Annotated in this window: 16 protein-coding genes; 7 read left to right on the top strand and 9 right to left on the bottom strand. The window is 68.7% G+C overall.

What is annotated here, in order from left to right:
- Positions 1-169: 169 nt before the first annotated feature.
- The 3 genes from wrbA (at position 170) to J2X52_RS07030 (ending at position 1,680) form a co-directional block, all read left to right on the top strand.
- Positions 170-763: an NAD(P)H:quinone oxidoreductase gene (gene wrbA, locus J2X52_RS07040; RefSeq protein WP_310150721.1), complete on the top strand. Its 594-nt coding sequence runs from the start codon at positions 170-172 to the stop codon at positions 761-763.
- Entirely contained in the window at positions 760-1,116 is a 357-nt protein-coding gene (locus J2X52_RS07035) for a DUF2069 domain-containing protein (protein WP_310150718.1), read from the top strand. The genes wrbA and J2X52_RS07035 overlap by 4 nt, the downstream gene beginning before the upstream one ends.
- A gap of 75 nt (positions 1,117-1,191) precedes the next feature.
- Positions 1,192-1,680, top strand: a complete 489-nt coding sequence (locus tag J2X52_RS07030) for an asparaginase domain-containing protein (protein ID WP_310151215.1) — start codon at positions 1,192-1,194, stop codon at positions 1,678-1,680.
- Positions 1,681-1,683: 3 nt separating this feature from the next.
- Here the strand turns inward: J2X52_RS07030 and J2X52_RS07025 are convergent, their stop codons facing one another.
- The 4 genes from J2X52_RS07025 to sufT all read right to left on the bottom strand — a co-directional run bounded on the left by J2X52_RS07025 (position 1,684) and on the right by sufT (position 7,415).
- Positions 1,684-2,133: a hypothetical protein gene (locus J2X52_RS07025; RefSeq protein WP_310150715.1), complete on the bottom strand. Its 450-nt coding sequence runs from the start codon at positions 2,131-2,133 to the stop codon at positions 1,684-1,686.
- Positions 2,134-2,218: 85 nt separating this feature from the next.
- On the bottom strand, positions 2,219-4,537 hold the full coding sequence (locus tag J2X52_RS07020; RefSeq protein WP_310150711.1) for a pre-peptidase C-terminal domain-containing protein: 2,319 nt from the start codon (positions 4,535-4,537) through the stop codon (positions 2,219-2,221).
- 134 nt (positions 4,538-4,671) lie between these two features.
- Positions 4,672-6,405, bottom strand: a complete 1,734-nt coding sequence (locus tag J2X52_RS07015) for a S8 family peptidase (RefSeq protein ID WP_310150708.1) — start codon at positions 6,403-6,405, stop codon at positions 4,672-4,674.
- A gap of 458 nt (positions 6,406-6,863) precedes the next feature.
- Positions 6,864-7,415 (bottom strand): putative Fe-S cluster assembly protein SufT, encoded by a 552-nt coding sequence (gene sufT, locus J2X52_RS07010; protein WP_310150706.1) that lies wholly within the window; start codon positions 7,413-7,415, stop codon positions 6,864-6,866.
- 142 nt (positions 7,416-7,557) lie between these two features.
- Here sufT and J2X52_RS07005 point away from each other — a divergent pair, with 142 nt between their 5' ends.
- Positions 7,558-7,938 (top strand): hypothetical protein, encoded by a 381-nt coding sequence (locus tag J2X52_RS07005; protein ID WP_310150703.1) that lies wholly within the window; start codon positions 7,558-7,560, stop codon positions 7,936-7,938.
- A 13-nt stretch (positions 7,939-7,951) separates the two neighbouring features.
- Here J2X52_RS07005 and J2X52_RS07000 read toward each other — a convergent pair whose 3' ends face one another.
- Both J2X52_RS07000 and J2X52_RS06995 read right to left on the bottom strand, forming a co-directional pair.
- Positions 7,952-9,340 carry an NAD(P)(+) transhydrogenase (Re/Si-specific) subunit beta gene (locus J2X52_RS07000; protein WP_310150700.1) on the bottom strand — a complete coding sequence of 463 codons (1,389 nt, stop codon included), beginning with the start codon at positions 9,338-9,340 and terminating at the stop codon, positions 7,952-7,954.
- Positions 9,341-9,383: 43 nt separating this feature from the next.
- Positions 9,384-9,683, bottom strand: coding sequence for an NAD(P) transhydrogenase subunit alpha (locus J2X52_RS06995; RefSeq protein ID WP_310150697.1), 300 nt, complete (start codon positions 9,681-9,683; stop codon positions 9,384-9,386).
- 196 nt (positions 9,684-9,879) lie between these two features.
- On the opposite strand from J2X52_RS06995, the gene J2X52_RS06990 reads away from it, so the two are divergent.
- The 3 genes from J2X52_RS06990 to J2X52_RS06980 are packed head-to-tail and all read left to right on the top strand — an operon-like array spanning position 9,880 to position 11,263.
- Positions 9,880-10,431: an RNA polymerase sigma factor gene (locus tag J2X52_RS06990; protein WP_310150694.1), complete on the top strand. Its 552-nt coding sequence runs from the start codon at positions 9,880-9,882 to the stop codon at positions 10,429-10,431.
- Positions 10,428-10,811: a hypothetical protein gene (locus J2X52_RS06985; protein ID WP_310150693.1), complete on the top strand. Its 384-nt coding sequence runs from the start codon at positions 10,428-10,430 to the stop codon at positions 10,809-10,811. The genes J2X52_RS06990 and J2X52_RS06985 overlap by 4 nt, the downstream gene beginning before the upstream one ends.
- A gap of 2 nt (positions 10,812-10,813) precedes the next feature.
- Positions 10,814-11,263, top strand: coding sequence for a DUF3106 domain-containing protein (locus J2X52_RS06980; protein ID WP_310150691.1), 450 nt, complete (start codon positions 10,814-10,816; stop codon positions 11,261-11,263).
- Positions 11,264-11,387: 124 nt separating this feature from the next.
- Here the strand turns inward: J2X52_RS06980 and J2X52_RS06975 are convergent, their stop codons facing one another.
- The 3 genes from J2X52_RS06975 to J2X52_RS06965 all read right to left on the bottom strand — a co-directional run bounded on the left by J2X52_RS06975 (position 11,388) and on the right by J2X52_RS06965 (position 17,135).
- Entirely contained in the window at positions 11,388-12,500 is a 1,113-nt protein-coding gene (locus J2X52_RS06975; protein ID WP_310151212.1) for an NAD(P) transhydrogenase subunit alpha, read from the bottom strand.
- A gap of 82 nt (positions 12,501-12,582) precedes the next feature.
- The gene (locus J2X52_RS06970; protein WP_310150688.1) at positions 12,583-14,709 is read right to left on the bottom strand and encodes a DUF1631 family protein; all 2,127 of its coding nucleotides are present in this window, start codon (positions 14,707-14,709) and stop codon (positions 12,583-12,585) included.
- An 80-nt stretch (positions 14,710-14,789) separates the two neighbouring features.
- The gene (locus J2X52_RS06965; protein ID WP_310150686.1) at positions 14,790-17,135 is read right to left on the bottom strand and encodes a DUF1631 family protein; all 2,346 of its coding nucleotides are present in this window, start codon (positions 17,133-17,135) and stop codon (positions 14,790-14,792) included.
- Positions 17,136-17,168 lie beyond the last annotated feature (33 nt).

Genomic DNA, 17,168 nt, shown 5'->3' with positions numbered 1-17,168 from the left:
GCCGAAGTCGCTATTCCAGCCGGAATGACGGTACGCGGGGGCACGCCTGATGCGCGATTTCCCCGCTCGCCGCGCGCTGCGCGAGAATGCAGACGCGCAACGTCATCGAGACCCTGGCATATCAAGGGGCTTCAGACGCCGCATGCCCTCTTCGCACACAGGCGCCTCCATGCCCGACATCCTCGTCCTCTACTACAGCCGCAACGGTTCGGTTGCCCGCCTCGCGAAGCAGATCGCCCGTGGCGTCGGCGAGGTCGACGGCATGCAGGCGCGGTTGCGCACGGTGCCGCCGGTCGCAGCCATCACCCAGCAGGCGGCGCCGCCGGTGCCCGAGGACGGCGCGCCCTACGTGGAGCGTGCGGATCTGGCCGAATGCGCCGGCCTGCTGCTCGGCAGCCCGACACGCTTCGGCAACATGGCTGCGCCGTTGAAGCATTTCCTCGACGGCCTGGGCGCCGAATGGGCCAGCGGCACGCTGGTCGGCAAACCAGCTGGGGTGTTCACCTCGACCGCCACGCAGCACGGCGGCCAGGAAGCGACATTGCTGACGATGCTGGTGCCACTGCTGCACCACGGCTGCGTGATTGCCGGCATTCCCTATACCGAGCCCGCGTTGACCACCACGCGCGGCGGCGGCACGCCGTATGGCGCAAGCCATGTCGCCGGGCAACAGGACGACCCGCAGCCCAGCGAGGACGAGGCCGTGCTCGCGCGCGCGCTCGGTCGGCGCATCGCCTTGCTCGCCGCGAAGCTCGGCGCATGAGCGGGATGCGGCCGCCGGCCACGCGGGTGCTGGCGACGTCATTGGTGCTGATCGCGGCGCTGTATGCGGCCTGGTATCGCGACGACGCGCATTTCGGCGCAGCCCTGCTGGTATTCGTGTTGCCGCCACTGCTGCTGCTTGCCGGCGTGCTGCTGCGCCGGCCGAGCGCGCCGCTGTGGTCGGGCATCGCAGCACTGTTCTGGTTCTCCCACGGCGTCATGTACGCCTGGTCGCATCCCGAGCTCGGCCTGTGGCCGTGGGCCGGGATCGCGCTGTCGCTGGCGGTGGTGTTCTCGGCCAGCCTGCCCGGCATGCGCGCACGCTTTTCGCGGAATCGTCCGCCGAAGGCCTGAAACGCGCCCGCGGTGGACGCCGCGTGCGCCGGTATCATGGGCGGCCGCTTCGCTGCCCTGCAGGACCGCATCACGATGGACGAACTGCTGATCGTCACCACCGGTGGCACGATCGACAAGATCTACTTCGACGACAAGTCGGACTTCCAGGTGGGCGATCCGCAGATCGGACGCATGCTCGAAGAACTCGGCGTCGCGTTCCGCTTCCGGGTGATCCCGATCATCCGCAAGGATTCGCTGCACATCACCGACGAGGATCGCGAACTGATCCGCGCGACCATCGCCGCGCAACCCGCGAAGCACGTGCTGCTGACCCATGGCACCGATTCGATGGTGGAGACCGCCAAGGTGCTCGCCTCGATCGCCGACAAGACCATCGTGCTCACCGGCGCGCTGAGCCCGGCGCGGTTTCGCGGCTCGGATGCGGAATTCAACATCGGCACCGCCGTCGGCGCCGTGCAGTCCAAGCCGCCGGGCGTCTATGTGGCGATGAACGGCCGCATCTGGGATCCGCTGAAAGTCCGCAAGAACGTCGAAGCCAACCGCTTCGAACCGTTGGGCTGAGGCTCAGTCGACCGCCGGGCCGCGCATCCGCATCTCCGGCCCGGGGCCGATCGTCATGCGGCCGTCGGGTTCGGCGTACTGGACATCGGGTTCGGCGTTGAGTGCGTCGAGCAGGCGCTGCGCCTGCGTGGCATCGAGCTCGGGATCGATCGACACCACATCGGCGCCGACCGCAAGCCGGCGCAGCCAGGTCACCTTGCCGGGCATGCCGCTGGTGTCGGCCAGACCCGCGGCGCGTGCGCTCTGCGAGATGCGTTCGGCAACCAGCGCCGGATCGCGTTCCGGCGCACTGCCGGGCGCGTAGCGGACGATGAAGCGCTGCTGCATGGCATTGACCTCGCTGGACGTGGTGGCGGGCGGATCGCCGCCCATCGCGCACCCCGACAGCAGCAGGGCCGAACCCAGGAACGCGGCGCCGAGGCGCCGCGCGAACTCACGGTGGAATCGATGCATGGCGGTCTCCGCGAGGGCACGCCGTTGCGTGCGACCCGTGATGATGCCTCCACCCCGGGCGTGCACGGGGTGAACGCACGCGCCATTACCAGATCGCGACCAGCGACGCGCCACTGAAGGTCGAGTAGGCATTGATCAGGACGTGGTACGTGCCTGCCTGCGGATTGCTGATGGTGCAGGTCTCGTTGTTGCCGGCCGTAAACGGTCGGCAATCGTAGGTCGCCGTGGTCGGCTGCGCACCGGCACGGACATACAGGTCCGCATCACCGGTACCGCCGCTCATGGCGACCGTCAGCGTGCTGGTGCCCGCCGGGACCTGGATCGTCCAGAACTGCTGGCTGCCTGCGGCGCCGCCGATGCCGGTGACCGGCACGCCATTGCGCAGGCCGCCGTCACCGCCGCCTTCGCTCGGCGGGTTGTGGCGTGCCTGCACGCTGACGTTGGCGAATGCGGACACGCCGACCACCTTCACGTAGTACGTGCCGGCTTCGACGTTGGCGATCCGCACCACTTCGTTGTTGCCGGGTCGCTGGGAGATGAAGTCGTAGGCATCGGCCTGCGGTTCTTCGTCCAGGCTGACGTACAGCGTGACGTTGCCGCTGCCACCCGAAGTCGTGATGGTCAACGGACCGCTGACGTTCTCCGGCACGGTGATGCTGTAGAGCAGCGCGTCACCGGCCGCGCCCGACAGGCCCGAGACGGGTGTGCGGTTGGTCAACTCGGTCGCATCCGGCGTGAGGTCACCCACTTCCACCTGCTGGGTACGGGTGTGGGTGTTGCCCGCATCGTCGGTGACCGTCAATGCGACCGAATACACGCCGGCAGCGGCATAGGTCTTGACCGGATCGGCTTCGCTCGACGTGGTCCCGTCGCCGAACGCCCAGGCGCGGCTGACGATCTCGCCGTCGTCGCTCGAGGTGTCGGTGAACGTCACGGTCAGGGTGGCGTTGTCGACGCTGAAGTCGAAGCCGGCCACCGGAGCACCCGGCATACCCCCGCCATCGGCGCCAATCGTATCGACGAACTCCGCGCCCGTGCCCGCGGCGTCGAGCCAGTCGCTCAGCCGCGTGGCCGCAGTGCCGCCGCCGGTCCACGAGGTGAACAGTCGGCCGTACCAATCGACATGATTGGCGCCGGTCGTCGTACACGAGGCGTAACCGCCGTGGAGCTGACCGATCACGCGACCTTCCGGGCTGTAGATCGGCGAGCCCGAGGAACCGCCTTCGGTGGTGCCGCGCTGGTTCCACTGCACCCACAGATGGCTGTTGCCGCTGTTGCCCAGATAGCCCTCGACCCGCAGGGGGTTGTCCGAGTGCGTGATGCGCTTCTCGGCGACGCGGGGATGGTGGATGCCGGTGGCGCCGGCGGGTGCGAGGTCGCGGCGGTCCCAGCCCGACCAGCTCAGGTTGTAGGCCGGGTCCGCCGGATCGTCGAGTTCGAGCAGGGTGAAATCGGACGCCGCGTATGTCGCGCGGACCACGGCGCCGCTCTGGTTCTGCGCCAGACTGCCGTCACCATTGGCGCCACTCTCTGCGCTGCCGGGCGTGCGGCAGGTCGAGTTCTGGTAGTTCCAGTAGACGACGATGCTGGCCGCCGCATCGGGCGTGCCCATCTGGCAGTGATTGGCGGTCAGGAAGTACATCTTCTGGTCGCCGGCGGTGTTGTTGACCAGCGAACCGCTGCAGTACTCGACGCCGAAGCGGGTGTAGGCGCCGACGGACGGAATTTCGTCGCGGAAGTCGTCGCCGTCCGGGCACACCACATCGACGTTGCAGCTGCCCGATACGCCCTTGGTCTCGGCGAGCGCACCTTCACGGGCAAGCCGGCCGAAACCGAGGTAGTCGTGATTGACGCTGCTCAGGCGCAGCTTGAGTTCGCCGACACGCGCCTTCGGCACGACGACTTCGATGACCGCGTTGTCGCCCGGCACCAGTGGCGTCCACAGGCTGCCGGTCGCGGCGTTGTCGGCGGCGGTGAACGCGCGGATCGCCTCGGGATTGGCGTTTCTGTCCAGGCCCTCCGGATAGATCAGCAGGCGCGCGCCTTCGGGCAGATGGAATTCGGAGAACCCGAAGTTCAGCGACAGCGCGTCCTTCGATTCCACCCGCAACCGCCACACCAGATTGCCGCCGGCGATCTCGTCCCAGTCGCCGGCGTTGTTCGGCGTGAGATTCACCGTGTGCGGCGTCGCGAAGCGAATCGGGCGCTGCCCCATGGCCCGATCCTGTCGCGCATCCTCGGCGCGCAGACGCGCGGCGTCGACCGCCGGCATGCGCTTGAGTTCGACCGTCTGCTCTGCCGGCAGCCGGTTGTCGAACGCGGCCGGGCGCGCGTCGCGCGTGGCCGCCGCGGCAGCACCGACCGACAGCGTGCCGGCGGCGATGCATGCGATGAGTGTCTTCATCCTGTTCTCTACCCCTCGTTGGTGACCAGAAAAAAACGGAGCACGCCGCGAACGGCATGCCCCGCCGGCGGCAGACATCACGATCACGATGTCTGCTGCCTGCCCTTCCTCCCCCGAACTCCCCGGACCTGCCGTCAGCTGTGGCTGGCGCGCAGCGTGACGCCTGAGAACGACGTGTAGCCGCGGATCAGGATGTGATACGTGCCGGCCTGCGGCGTTGCGAACGTGCAGCTTTCGGTGTTGCCCGTGCGGTACGGCCGGCAGTCGTAGGTCGACGTGGTGGGCGCACTGCCGCGGCGCACGTACAGATCGGCGTCACCGCTGCCGCCCGAAATCGCGATGACCAGATTGCGGGCGCCCGCGGGCACGGTGAACGTCCACGTCTGCGCGCTGTTGGCCGCACCCGATACACCCGTCACCGGCACGCCGTTCTGCAGTCCGCCGGTGCCCGGATCAGGATCTGGATCCGGCACGGTGCCGCCGCTCGCGGCTGCGACAGCCGCCGCGGCATCGACGATGCCGGCGCCGATCGGCTGGGACGGTGTGGACGGGAACGCACGGGCGGTGCTGGTCAGCAGAGTCTTGATCTGCGCCGGTGTCTTGGCCGGATTGGAGACCGACTGGATCAATGCGACGACGCCGGCGACATGCGGCGCCGCCATCGACGTGCCGTCATAAGACGCATAGCTTTCGCTACCGGGCGTGGTCTGCCCGCTGTTGAGCGTGGAGACGATGCCCGAGCCGGGCGCGGAGATGGTGATCCCGGCGCCGTAGTTGGAGAAGCTCGAGCGCGCGCCGCTGCTGGTGTTCGACGCGACCGAGATCACGTTGCTGCAGTTGGCGGGTGAAAAGCCGGACACGTTGGCATTGCTGTTGCCGGCCGCGATGACCAGCGTCGTGCCCCGGTTGACGGCGCCATTGATCGCGCTCTGCATCGCGCTACCGCAGGTGCCGGCGCCGCCCAGGCTCAGATTGATGACCTCGGCGGGGTTGGCATTCGCGGGCACCCCACTGACCGTGCCACCCGACGCCCAGATCACCGCATCGGCGATGTCGGAGTCGTAGCCGCCGCCGCGGCCGAGCACGCGCACCGGGACGACCTTGGACTCTGGCGCTGTGCCGGCCACGCCGACGCCGTTGTTGGTCACCGCCGCGACGGTGCCGGCCACGTGGGTGCCGTGCCAGCTCGATGCGCGGCCGTTGTAGAAGTCGCCCGGATCGCTGGGATCGGCGTCGCGTCCGTTGCCGTCGCCCGACACCGCGGTGTCGATGATGAAGTCGTAGCCGGGCAGGATGTTCGCGTTGAGATCGCTGTGGTTGGTGATGCCGGTATCGAGCACGGCGACGACTGCACCTGCGCCCCGGGTAACATCCCAGGCCTGCGTGGCGCGGATACCGCCGGCGCCGGTGCCAAAGCCGTACTGCTGGCTGAAGCGCGGATCATTGGGCGTCCAGAACACCTGATTGAGCTTGTCGACCTCGACGAATTCGACATTGGGGTCGGCGGCGATCTGCCGCATCAGGGATTCGGCGTCGGCGCGGTCGAGCTTGCGGCTGGTCTGCACGACATCGGCGCCCACCGCCATTCGCCGGACATGCTCGACACGCAACTGCTTGCCGCCACCGCTGACGACAATCCGGCTGGCGGACGCGCGCAGCGCGGGGGCAATGGCGGCCGGATCGGCCTGAACTGTCGAACCGTCGCGGTATTTGACGATGAAGCGGTCGTGTGTCTCCGCCGACTGCAGGCCTCCAAGGTTGATCCGGTCCGTGGCGTGGATCGAGAGCGGCACGAGGGACACAAGCGCGAGGGACGTGGCGGCGACGAGCAGACGACGGCGCGGCGCGTGATGCGGGTGATTCGACATCCGATAAACCCCCAAACCTGTGGGTGAGCCGCGCTAGGGCGGCAGATCGGGAGTGGTCGTCGCCGTCTGACTTCAGGCAACGCCAACTCCGCAGCGCATGCGGACGTGACAAAACTGACCGCAAACTGACGCTACGCGACAGCGACACCCATTCGCAACGCAATAAGCCGTTAAATTCTCATTAAAATTGGCGTTTCGCGTCACATATTGACGATTCGGGTCAATATCTCGAGGCCGAATGCATGCTGAATGGACGGAGCCAGGGCGTCCGTCTCCATGCCCGCATGGCTTGCTTCCCTGCCTTGGAAGCAAGCCGGCGCACGACGACACGCCCACGAACGCAGCGGTCCGCCAAGGTGATTTTTTCACGTGGGTTTCAGAGACCGCCGGCGTTCAGAGGTGACGCGCGGGGCACCCGCGAACATGCAGCTGACGCCGCGAAAAGCCCGCAAATCGGGTCAGAGCATGCCGGTTTCGAGACGCGCGGCTTCCGACATCATCGAGCGATTCCACGGCGGGTCGAATACCAGTTCGACATCGGCCTCGACCACCGTGGGAATCAGCTCCAGCTTGCTGCGGACGTCGTCGACCAGGATGTCGCCCATGCCGCAGCCCGGCGCAGTCAGGGTCATCTTGACCTCGAGCCGGCGCTGACCATCGTCGGCAGGCTGCACATCGGCCTCGTAGATGAGTCCGAGATCGACGACGTTAATCGGGATTTCCGGATCGAAGCAGGTGCGCAACTGGCTCCAGACCATGCGCTCGACAGCAGCATCATCGGCGCCGTCGGGCAGTTCCAGCGGCACCGGTGGCTCCTTGCCGATCGCATCGGCGTCCCGTCCGGAGATCCGGAACAGGTTGCCTTCAACGAACAGCGTATAGCTGCCGCCCAGCGCCTGGGTGATGTAGCCGGCGCTGCCCGCGGGCAGGGTCACGTGTTCGCCGGCCGGCACGAGGACGGCGGCGCAATCGCGCTCGAAACGGACGGGTTCGCTGCTGCGGGAGTACATAGGACCATCAGATGGTGGCCAGGGGCGGCCACGACAAGTGCTGTCATTGTATCGCCGCGCGCCGGTATGCTGGCCGGCCGTTTCCGCGATGCAGCCTTCCATGCCGCCAAGGCACCACCCCGCGGGCGCCCGGCGCTGGCCGATGGCGACCGCACTGCTGCTGCTCGGCAGCACCGGCATTGCCGCCGCCTGGATCCTGCTGGCTGACGCGAGCGGTACCCAGACCAGCTGGATGGCGGTCATCGCCGCGCTTGACGCGGCGTGGCTGCTGCGGCTTGCGCGCGCCCGACCCGGCTTGGTGCGCGCGTTCGCCGGCACTGCCGCCACCGTGCTGGCGATTGTGATCGCGAACTTCGGCATCGCCGCCGCCCAGCTCGCGCGTCCGATGGGCGTGCTGCCGTGGGAATCGGCGCTCAAACTCGGCCCCCACCACGCCTATACGCTGGCCTCGCTGGCCAACGCGCCCGTGGACCTGGCTTGGCTTGGGGCCGCGGTCGTGATCGCGGCGGTGGCCTCGCGCTGAGTCACCCGGCGGCTCAGTGGCCGCCGTCGAGCGCCTTGAGTTCCGCGACCAGCGCGCCGGCCGCTTCGGCGCCGTCTCCATAGAGCATGCGGGTGTTGTCGGCGTAGAACAGCGCGTTCTCGATGCCGGCAAAGCCCGTGCCTTTGCCGCGCTTGATCACCACCACGTTCTTCGCCAGCACCACGTCGAGGATCGGCATGCCGTAGATCGGACTCTGCGGGTCGGTCTTCGCCACCGGATTGACCACGTCGTTGGCGCCGATCACCAGCACCACGTCGGTGTTCGGGAATTCCGGATTGACGTCGTCCATGTCGACGATCAGGTCGTAGGGCACGCCGGCCTCGGCCAGCAGCACGTTCATGTGCCCGGGCATGCGTCCAGCAACGGGATGGATCGCAAACCGCACCTTCACCCCGCGTTCGATCAAACGCTGGCTCAGTTCCCAGATCTTGTGCTGCGCCTGGGCCACGGCCATGCCGTAGCCGGGCACGATCACCACGCGTTCCGCGTACGCCATCAGCGCGGCGACATCAGGGGCCTCGATCGGCTTCTGGCTGCCTTCGATTGCGGCCGCGGGGCCGCCCGCGCTGAAGCTCGAGAACAGCACGCTGGCGATCGAGCGATTCATCGCCTTGGCCATCAGTCTCGTCAGCAGCATGCCTGCCGCGCCGACCATGGTGCCGGCGATGATCAAGGCCTCGTTGCCGAGCACGTAGCCCTCGAACGCCACGGCAAGCCCCGTCAGCGCGTTGTAGAGCGAGATCACGACCGGCATGTCGGCGCCGCCGATCGGCAGCGTCATCAGCACGCCCAGCGCGAGCGCCAGCACGAAGAACACGACGATTGCCGGCACCCCGAGCGCGTGCACGATCAGGCCGCCGGCGATCAACGCGCCGACGAACACCGCCAGATTGAAGAGTTGCTGGCCCGGAAACACATAACGCTTGTCCATGCGCCCGTCGAGCTTGGCCCAGGCGATCACCGAACCCGACAACGCGATCGCGCCGATCAGCGCGCCCAGCACCGCGAGCACCAGCGACAGCCGCGCCGGCGCTGCGCCAGCCGCCGACCAGCGCAGCAGTTCAACGGCCCCGATCGCCGCCGCCGAGCCGCCGCCCAGGCCGTTGTAGAGCGCGACCATCTGCGGCATGTCGGTGATCGCGACCTTCTTGCCCGACACCCAGGCAAAGCCGGTGCCCAGCGCGATCGCGACCAGCATCAGGCCGATGTTCGCCAGCCCCGGCACAAAGAACGTGGCCACCGTCGCCAGCACCATGCCCACACCGGCCCACTGAATGCCCGAACGCGCGGTACGCGGCGAGGCCATGCGCTGCAGGCCGAGCAGGAACAGCGTGGCGGCGATGAAATAGCTGGCGGCGACGAGCCCCTGCAGACCGCTCATGCGATGCCTCCCATGCGCGTCGGACCCGCAAGGCAGGCGGCCCTCACTCCGGCTTCCCCGGACGGCCCGACGGCTTGAACATCTCCAGCATTCGCTCGGTCACCACGTAACCGCCTGCGGCGTTGCCGGCCCCCATCAGCACGGCGATGAAGCCGATGACCTTCTCCAGCGTGGTATCGGCGTGGCCGAGCACCAGCATCGCGCCGATCAGCACGATGCCATGGATGAAGTTCGAACCCGACATCAGCGGGGTGTGCAGGATCACCGGCACCCGCGAGATGATCACGTGGCCGGCGATCGCCGCCAGCATGAAGATGTACAGCGCCACGACACCATCGATCATTGCGATTCCCCGGGCCCGTCGTCCGCATCATAACCGCCGTTGAACGGCGCGCCAGCCGCTGCGTGCCCGCGACGTCAACCACCTCGACGGACGCGCGTTGACCTGTGCACACCCCGCCACTGGCGACGACCCGACGATGGATGGCAGCTACTTCCCCGAACCACGAGCGCGTGCCGCGCACGGTAGGCTTGGCGACGTGACCGACTCCTCCGTCGCGGCCGACGCCGCCATTCCTGTGCAGCCGACAACGCTGGAAGGTTTTCTCGCCAGCGTCGAACGCCGCGCCTTCCGCTTTGCCGAGCTCGGCCTGCGCCATCGTGACGACGCGCTGGACGCGGTCCAGGACGCGATGATCAAGATGCTCGGCTATCGCGACCGCCCGCCATCGGAATGGACACCGCTGTTCTGGACCGTGCTGCGCAGCCGGATCATCGATGTGCAGCGGCGGCGCACGTTCCGCCTGAGCTGGCTCAGCGATGCGCGCATGCCGGACGGCGAAGAGATCGACTGGGCCGACGCCGGCCCCGATCCAGCACGCAACCATGATGGCCGCGAGGCCTGGGGGCGGTTGACCGAGGCACTGCGCCAGTTGCCGCGGCGCCAGCGCGAAGCGTTCTCGCTGCGCGTGCTCGAAGAGTTCGACGTCGAAACCACCGCCCGCATCATGGGATGCGGCGAGGGCTCGGTGAAAACCCATCTGTTCCGCGCCCGCGACGCGCTGCAGAAGCACCTGGAGGAATTCCGATGAACCGGTCGCACGACCCGCAGGACGACGCCGCGCTGCGCGCGCTCTACGCCCAGGCGCAGGACTCGATCTCGCCTGCGACCACCACGCGCCTGCATCGCGCGCGCCACGCCGCATCGCAGACGCCTGCACCCGCACGTCGCGGCTGGGGCATGCCGCTGGCGACCGGTTTCGCCGCGGTGTGCGCGATCGCCATCGGCGCACGCATGCTGATCCCCGGTGTGGATTCGCCGGCGCAGACCGCAACGCCGGTCCTCGCCGCAGCCGACTCGGCCGCGCACCTCGACGAAGGCGTGGATGAGGCCCTGGCCGGTTACGACGAATCCCCTGATTTCTATCGCTGGCTTGCCGCCAACGAATCCACCCTGCTTGCCGTGGAATGACCATGTCCCTGTCCCTGACCCGTACCGTTCTTCTCACCGCGGCACTGCCGCTGCTGCTCCTGTGCGGCCGCGCGGCGATCGCCCAGTCCGCGCCGCCCCCGGTCTGGGACCAGCTCACGCCCGCCCAGCGCGAACAGCTGATCGGGCCGGTGCGCGAGCGCTGGAACGGCGCCAGCGCCGAGGAACGCAGCCGCATGCTGGAGCATGCGCGGCGTTGGCAGTCGATGACGCCGGCCGAGCGCGCCGAGGCCCGTCACGGCATGCACAGCTGGAAGCAGTTGCCGCCCGAGCAACGCGAGGAAGCGCGCGCGCTCTACACCAAACTGCGCACACTGCCGGACGCCGAGCGCGAAGCGCTGCGCGAACGCTGGAAGCAGATGACGCCCGAACAGCGCCGGCGCTGGGCTGCGGAGAATCCGGCACCTGCGCATCGCGGCGGCCCGGGCCGCTGACCGACCGCGCGTCGTGGCGCGTCGGCCGGCAGCGCCATCGTCCGGGCGTCGGCCGCAATGGAACGGCCCCTGGCCCGATTTCAACGTGCCCCCTGCCCTCTGATGACCGAGGGCGGGGGCACATTCAATCCGCGACGCGCTCAGCAGCAGGTCGCGCCGGCCACACCGTTCTGGCCAGCAACTCGTCGTGCCAGTCGGGCGCCAGTGCGCCCTCGACCAGAAGCAGCTGGACGAAATTGAACACATTGCGCGCGAACATTTCGCTTGCATGAGTCGCGCCCATCGATGCGAGATCGAGGGGCCCGGCGACGATGACGCCATCGACGTCGACGGTTTCGCCCGGCCGGGTCGCCTCGCAATTGCCACCGCTTTCCGCAGCCAGATCGACAATCACGCTGCCCGGACGCATGCCCGCGACCATCGCTGCGGTGACGATCTTCGGCGCGGGCCGCCCCGGCACTGCCGCGGTACAGACGGCGACGTCGATGCCCCTGAGATGCTCTCCGAGCCGCCGCTGCTGTTCGGCACGCTCCTCATCGGTCAGCGCTCGCGCATAGCCACCCTCGCCTGCCGCGCTGACGCCCAAGTCCAGGAAGCGCCCGCCCAGCGATTCGATCTGCTCGCGCGTCTCCGGTCGCACGTCGAACCCCTCGACCTGCGCGCCCAGCCGTTTCGCCGTCGCGATTGCCTGCAGACCGGCAACACCCGCGCCGACCACGAGCAACTTCGACGGCCGGATCGTGCCGGCCGCGGTCGTGAGCATCGGAAAGAAACGCGGTGCAAGCTGCGCGCCGATCAGCACCGCCTTGTAGCCGGCCATGCCGGCTTGCGAACTGAGCACGTCCATCGATTGCGCACGCGTCGTGCGCGGCAGCCGTTCGAGCGGAAACGCGACCAGCCCGCGCGTGACGATCGCTTCGCCGCGTGCGTCATCGGCTTCGGGCTGTAATACCCCGACCAGCACCGCGCCAGGATCGAGCAATTGCAGGCGATCGACCTCCGGTGGCCGCACGCACAGCACGATCGCAGCCCCTGACAATGCGGCCGGCGCATCGTCGACGAGCACCGCGCCGGCGTCGGCGTAGGCGGCGTCGGCAAAATGCGCGGCGATGCCAAGCCCGCGTTCGACGCGTACCTCGGCACCCGACGCCACCAGTTTCTTGCAGGTTTCGGGCGTCAGCGCAGTCCGCCGTTCGCCCGCCGCGGTCTCACGCGCTACGCCGATCGTCACCGCCATCGACATCGTCCCGGCCTGGAGTCGTGCTCATCCTAGGGCATGTCGGCGGTCGCGGCGCAGCGCCCGGAACACGGCGGCTCGGTCAGCCGCCACCGGCCTGCGCGGCAAGCGTCGCCAGCGCCTGCGAAACCGCGCCGCCCGACGGCCGGGGCTGCAGCTGCCCGGCTTCGATCATCGCGTGCAGGTCGGCGGGCATCAGCAACCACTGGCGAGCGCCGGTAGCATCGACGAGCAGGCAGGCGCCGCTGAGCGCGCTCCGCCATGCCAGGCGCAACCTGCGCGCCGCGCCCGCAGCGCCGGGCTGCACGAAACGCTGTCCCTCGGCGAATCGCGTGTCGGCAAGCCCCGCCTGTGGATCGGCATCGTCGGGCAACAGTGGCGCGTCGGCAGCGGCCGGCTGCGTGGGAAAATGCGTTCGTCGCGGCGTCTGACTCGCGTGCTCGGCGACCAGTCCGGCCAGCCGCGCCTCGGTGGCATCGGCATCGTTGCCCGATTGCGCGCAGCAGTCGCGCAACGCGGGCAGGATGCCGAGCAGACGGTCGGCCACCGCGCTGCCTCCGTCATTGGCCGCCAGCGCGTCCGACTCGAGCAGCGCATCGCCGAGCGACAGCACTTCGCGATAACGATCGGACGTCTCGCCATCCCGGAGCCAGGCCTGCTCCAGCGCGCGGCGCCACTCGACATCCAGAAAGCCTGCGACCGATGGCAGCAGTGCACCCGCTTCGAGCCTTCGCGACACTTCCGAACGCGCCTGGCGCCGCGCCGCGTCGAGTCGCTCCCGGCCGCGCAATGCCTGCCAGGTGCGGCGCTCGACGGCTTCGGCGCGGCGGCGGTTCGCGGCCAGCGCCGCATCGATCTGCGCGAGTTGTGCCGGGAATACTCGGCCATCGCCATGCGGACTGTCGAGCACGGCATCGGCGGCGCGATCGGCGAGTGCCTGCTGCTCGATCGACTGCGGATCTTCGGGATCGACGCCGTCCCACAGCTCAACGAGCGCCGACAACAGCTGCATGGCGGGCGGCGACGAAGGCTCAAACAACTGCACGTCCTCGAGGGCGAGGTGCACCCAGACCACGGCGAGCAACGCCAGTCGTTCACGCGCGGGGGGCGTCAACTGGTGGCGTGCGGCGATCAGATCGAACAGAGCCCCCACCAGGATCAGCGCCTCGTCCTGCTCGCCGTCGAAGGCGACGGCCTGGCGGTCGATGCCAAGGCCGGCTGCTACCGCGTACAGCCCCTCCCGCAGACGGATCGCGTGGGTCTCCCCGGCCGGCAGGCTGCGTTCGGACTGCAGCAGCGACAGCGTGGAGAGAAACTCGTCGCGACGGAAGCTGCGCTGCGCGGCATCGAGCTCCGCGCGGCGCGCATCGCGCTGACGACGCGCATACCGGCGCAGCACGTTGCCGCGCGGTGCGTCCGCACGCAGGCCGGGCGCCACGCCGGCACCGGCTCGCATCACCGCATTGCCCTGCTCCCAGATCGGGGTCCTGTGTGACGGCAAGGCCTCCGTCGAACCCCCGAGGCCCGCGAGTAGGGCTGCATGGTCGCTGTCGCCTGCCAGCGCGCAGCCGGCCTCGGCCAGGCGGGTATTGCACCAAGCGTAGAGCGCGCCCAGTGCGCCGTCCAGCAGGAGCTCGTGACGCCGCAGCAGCAAAGCCCGCAGCCGACGCCCGCAGTCGCCCGCCGCGAATGCGCGCAGGAAGCACTCGACCAGAAAACGCGCGGACAAGGGGTTGCACGGTCGACCGCGGTACTGCAAGCGAGTGGCCAGCGTATGCAGCCGGCGATCGATGATGTCGCGCTGACTCTCGAACCGACGATCAAGGGCCTCGGCCACCGGCTGCCCGATCAACTGGGCCTGCAATTCGTCGTCCGACAACAGCGAGAACGCACTGCGGGCGTGGGTCAGCGGAGGCTCGGGCCAGGCCGCGAACACCTCGCCCAACGCCTTCTGCCAGCGATGCTCGTGTTGGATCAGTTCGGCAGCGAGCACGGTCAGACTGGTCAGGTCCTCCACATCGGCGTCGTGCGCCGGCGCGCCCTGAGTGGCGTCATCGCAGGCCTGCTGCAGACGCGCACGCTCGGCGCGCAGGGTTTCGCCCAGCAACGGCAGCAGCCGCGCGGTAGTCTCGCGACGGATTCCTTCCATCAGCTGCGCAGGCGTTTCAGCCCGCTGGGCATCGCCCTGTCCTAGCGTCGACACGGGCATCGCCCCCACTCCGTCCCTCGAAAGATCGCGGGACAATAACGCAAGCGCCGTTTTTGCGCCGCAACGCCGGCGGACGAATGTCAGCCGGTCGCGGCGTCGTTGCCAGGATCGTTGGCGGCGTTGAGTTGCTGCCACAACTGCTTCATCGCCTCGTCGAACGGCGCATCGACCGCACGAACGACCGCGCGGCCGGCGCCGACGAGTGCGGCCAGTTCCTCAGGGGAGACGACCATTCGACGCACGCCGCGGCGGTTGACGATCAACAGGCGGTGCGACAACGGGCTGATCCACGCGATACGCGCCGCGGACTCGCGACCGTTCTCGTCGACCAGCCGCAACCACTGCCCGACGCGCAACTGGCGCATGCGCGCGGCGATCGTGGGATCGAACGCCAGCGCATCGTGGCCGCCCGCCAGACGCAGGGCGGGGTCAGTGACGTCGTCCTCGACCTCGGGAGACTGCGGCGCATGCACGCTGCGCGGCGTGTCGGGGAGCGCCAGCGCGGCAATGATCCGCGCCACCGCGTCGCGCGCTGCATTGGCGTCGAGCCCGCAGCTGGAATAGCACTCGGCCAGCGGCACCTGCAGCGCGAGCAGTTCATCTGCGACTGCCGTGCCGAGCGCATGTGCAGCGTCGAAGTCGACCTGGACCATCGCGTCGCCAACGCCGATCGCGGCGAGATGCCGGGGCGAGTCCGGCCCATCGCGCAACCAGGTCTGGGTGAGGTGATGGCGCCAGTGGCGATCGAGGAAGAACGCGACCGCAGCGGTCAACGGACGTTCCGACAACCGCGAGGCGACCATGTCGTCGACACCGCGACGCGCCTGCTGCAGGCGTTCGCGGCCATGGATGGCCTCGGCCGCGCGGCGTTCGGCGACGTCGGCACGCCGACGCTGCTGGTCCAGCCGCTCGCGCAGCTCGGCGGCGGCCAGCTCGAACACGGCCTGGTCGCTTTCATATTCATCGACAACGCGATCGACCACGCGACCGGCCTGATCGAGCAGATCGCGGTCCTGCGGCGTATCGCCGACGTTGCCGTCACAGGCCTCGGTGACCGCGTCCAGCAGACGACGTGCCGGATGGGCGCGCTGATTGAACATCGAATCGTCGGTCAGGGCGACCTTCAGGTATGGCATCACCAGCCGGCCGTAGATGTCCCGCGCCTGCAAGAGCAGATCGTTGGCGTCGAACAGGGCCTGGAACAGGATGCCGACCAGATCGATCGCATCCTCGTCCTCCTGGCTCAGCGGCGTCTGCTCGGTGTCGACGCCCAACTCGCGCAGGCCCCGCAGCAACTCGTCGCGGATCACATCGCCCAGGCGGCGACGGTCGTCGCCGACCAGCGCGCGCGCGAACGGCGCGGAGTCGTCGCCCTGCAGCATCCGCGCGACGCTCAACAGCTGCGACATGTCCAGCACCGGCCCACCCGCGCCATCAGCGCCCGCGTCCGCCGCCGGGCTCTGGGCGCGATACTCGCGCCAGTGGTGCAACTGCTCACGCACGAGGTCGCGGTAGCCGCGCGGCGCACTCGACCCGGCCGGTGTGTGTCCGTGCGCTGCAAGCACGTCCATCAGCCCGGCGGACAGCGGACCGTAGACCGGCGCATCTTCATCATCGGAGGACACTGCGAAGTCCTGTGCCGTATGCGGCACCACGCCGCCATCCGGCTCCCACTGTTCGCCGGCCGCATCCTGCCGCGTCGAGCGGACTGGGGCTGCTGCGGGGGCTGCATGAGCTGCTGGGCGTCCGGTGGACTGCCCAGCGGCCGCGCCGGGACCGATCCCTGCCGAGTCCAGCGACGCATTGGCCTTGGCGTAGACCTCCCCCAGAATGCCCGGAAGACGTTTGTCGAGCTGGCTGAATACCATCGTCCGAAGACCGGCGGGCAGCTCATCGGCTTCGAATAGCCGCACGAAGGCCACCACCGCCACTTCGGGACGCAGCGGATTCGCGTGCACGCCCTCGATGCCCAGCCGCGCCGCCAGCGCATCCATCCGCTCGCCCAGCGCGGTGAGCGGATGCAGAAACTGGTGATCCATCAATTCGATGATCTGCTGCGCAGCCAGCTGCACTTCCAGCTCGCCTTCCGACATCAACGACAGGCCATCGGCGACGGGCGGCGCAGGGCGGTCCGCCAGCCACTGGTCGAATTCGGTTTCGATCGCCTTGCGATAGCGCGTGGCAAGCTCGAGCGCGCGCTGGCTCAGGTCCAGCACGGCCACGCGTTCGTCCTGCGCGACCATGTAATCGTGATGCGCGAGCGCGGCCAGCCGCACCTGTTCCTCGATTGCGCTCCAGAAGCCCGACAGCACCCCGCCGAGTCCGGTCACCGCGTCATGACGCAGCGTCTCGAGCACGCGGGCAGCATCGCGCGCCGGACCCGCGCGCGAACCCGAGGCAGCGCCGATTTCGTGGTGATGCGTCATTTGGGGGAGAATCGGAGGAGGGCAGAGTGCCCC

Origin of the sequence: Luteimonas sp. 3794, assembly GCF_031456825.1 — a bacterium.
Classification (GTDB): Bacteria; Pseudomonadota; Gammaproteobacteria; order Xanthomonadales; family Xanthomonadaceae; genus Luteimonas.
The sequence above is the reverse complement of the archived record's forward strand: the minus strand, read 5'-3'. Positions and strand labels throughout refer to the sequence as shown.

Coding starts and splice junctions, on each gene's coding strand:
- wrbA (WP_310150721.1), top strand. CDS start 170: ATGCCCGACATCCTCGTCCTCTACTACAGCCGCAACGGTTCGGTTGCC.
- J2X52_RS07035 (WP_310150718.1), top strand. CDS start 760: ATGAGCGGGATGCGGCCGCCGGCCACGCGGGTGCTGGCGACGTCATTG.
- J2X52_RS07030 (WP_310151215.1), top strand. CDS start 1,192: ATGGACGAACTGCTGATCGTCACCACCGGTGGCACGATCGACAAGATC.
- J2X52_RS07025 (WP_310150715.1), bottom strand. CDS start 2,133: ATGCATCGATTCCACCGTGAGTTCGCGCGGCGCCTCGGCGCCGCGTTC.
- J2X52_RS07020 (WP_310150711.1), bottom strand. CDS start 4,537: ATGAAGACACTCATCGCATGCATCGCCGCCGGCACGCTGTCGGTCGGT.
- J2X52_RS07015 (WP_310150708.1), bottom strand. CDS start 6,405: ATGTCGAATCACCCGCATCACGCGCCGCGCCGTCGTCTGCTCGTCGCC.
- sufT (WP_310150706.1), bottom strand. CDS start 7,415: ATGTACTCCCGCAGCAGCGAACCCGTCCGTTTCGAGCGCGATTGCGCC.
- J2X52_RS07005 (WP_310150703.1), top strand. CDS start 7,558: ATGGCGACCGCACTGCTGCTGCTCGGCAGCACCGGCATTGCCGCCGCC.
- J2X52_RS07000 (WP_310150700.1), bottom strand. CDS start 9,340: ATGAGCGGTCTGCAGGGGCTCGTCGCCGCCAGCTATTTCATCGCCGCC.
- J2X52_RS06995 (WP_310150697.1), bottom strand. CDS start 9,683: ATGATCGATGGTGTCGTGGCGCTGTACATCTTCATGCTGGCGGCGATC.
- J2X52_RS06985 (WP_310150693.1), top strand. CDS start 10,428: ATGAACCGGTCGCACGACCCGCAGGACGACGCCGCGCTGCGCGCGCTC.
- J2X52_RS06980 (WP_310150691.1), top strand. CDS start 10,814: ATGTCCCTGTCCCTGACCCGTACCGTTCTTCTCACCGCGGCACTGCCG.
- J2X52_RS06975 (WP_310151212.1), bottom strand. CDS start 12,500: ATGGCGGTGACGATCGGCGTAGCGCGTGAGACCGCGGCGGGCGAACGG.
- J2X52_RS06970 (WP_310150688.1), bottom strand. CDS start 14,709: ATGCCCGTGTCGACGCTAGGACAGGGCGATGCCCAGCGGGCTGAAACG.
- J2X52_RS06965 (WP_310150686.1), bottom strand. CDS start 17,135: ATGACGCATCACCACGAAATCGGCGCTGCCTCGGGTTCGCGCGCGGGT.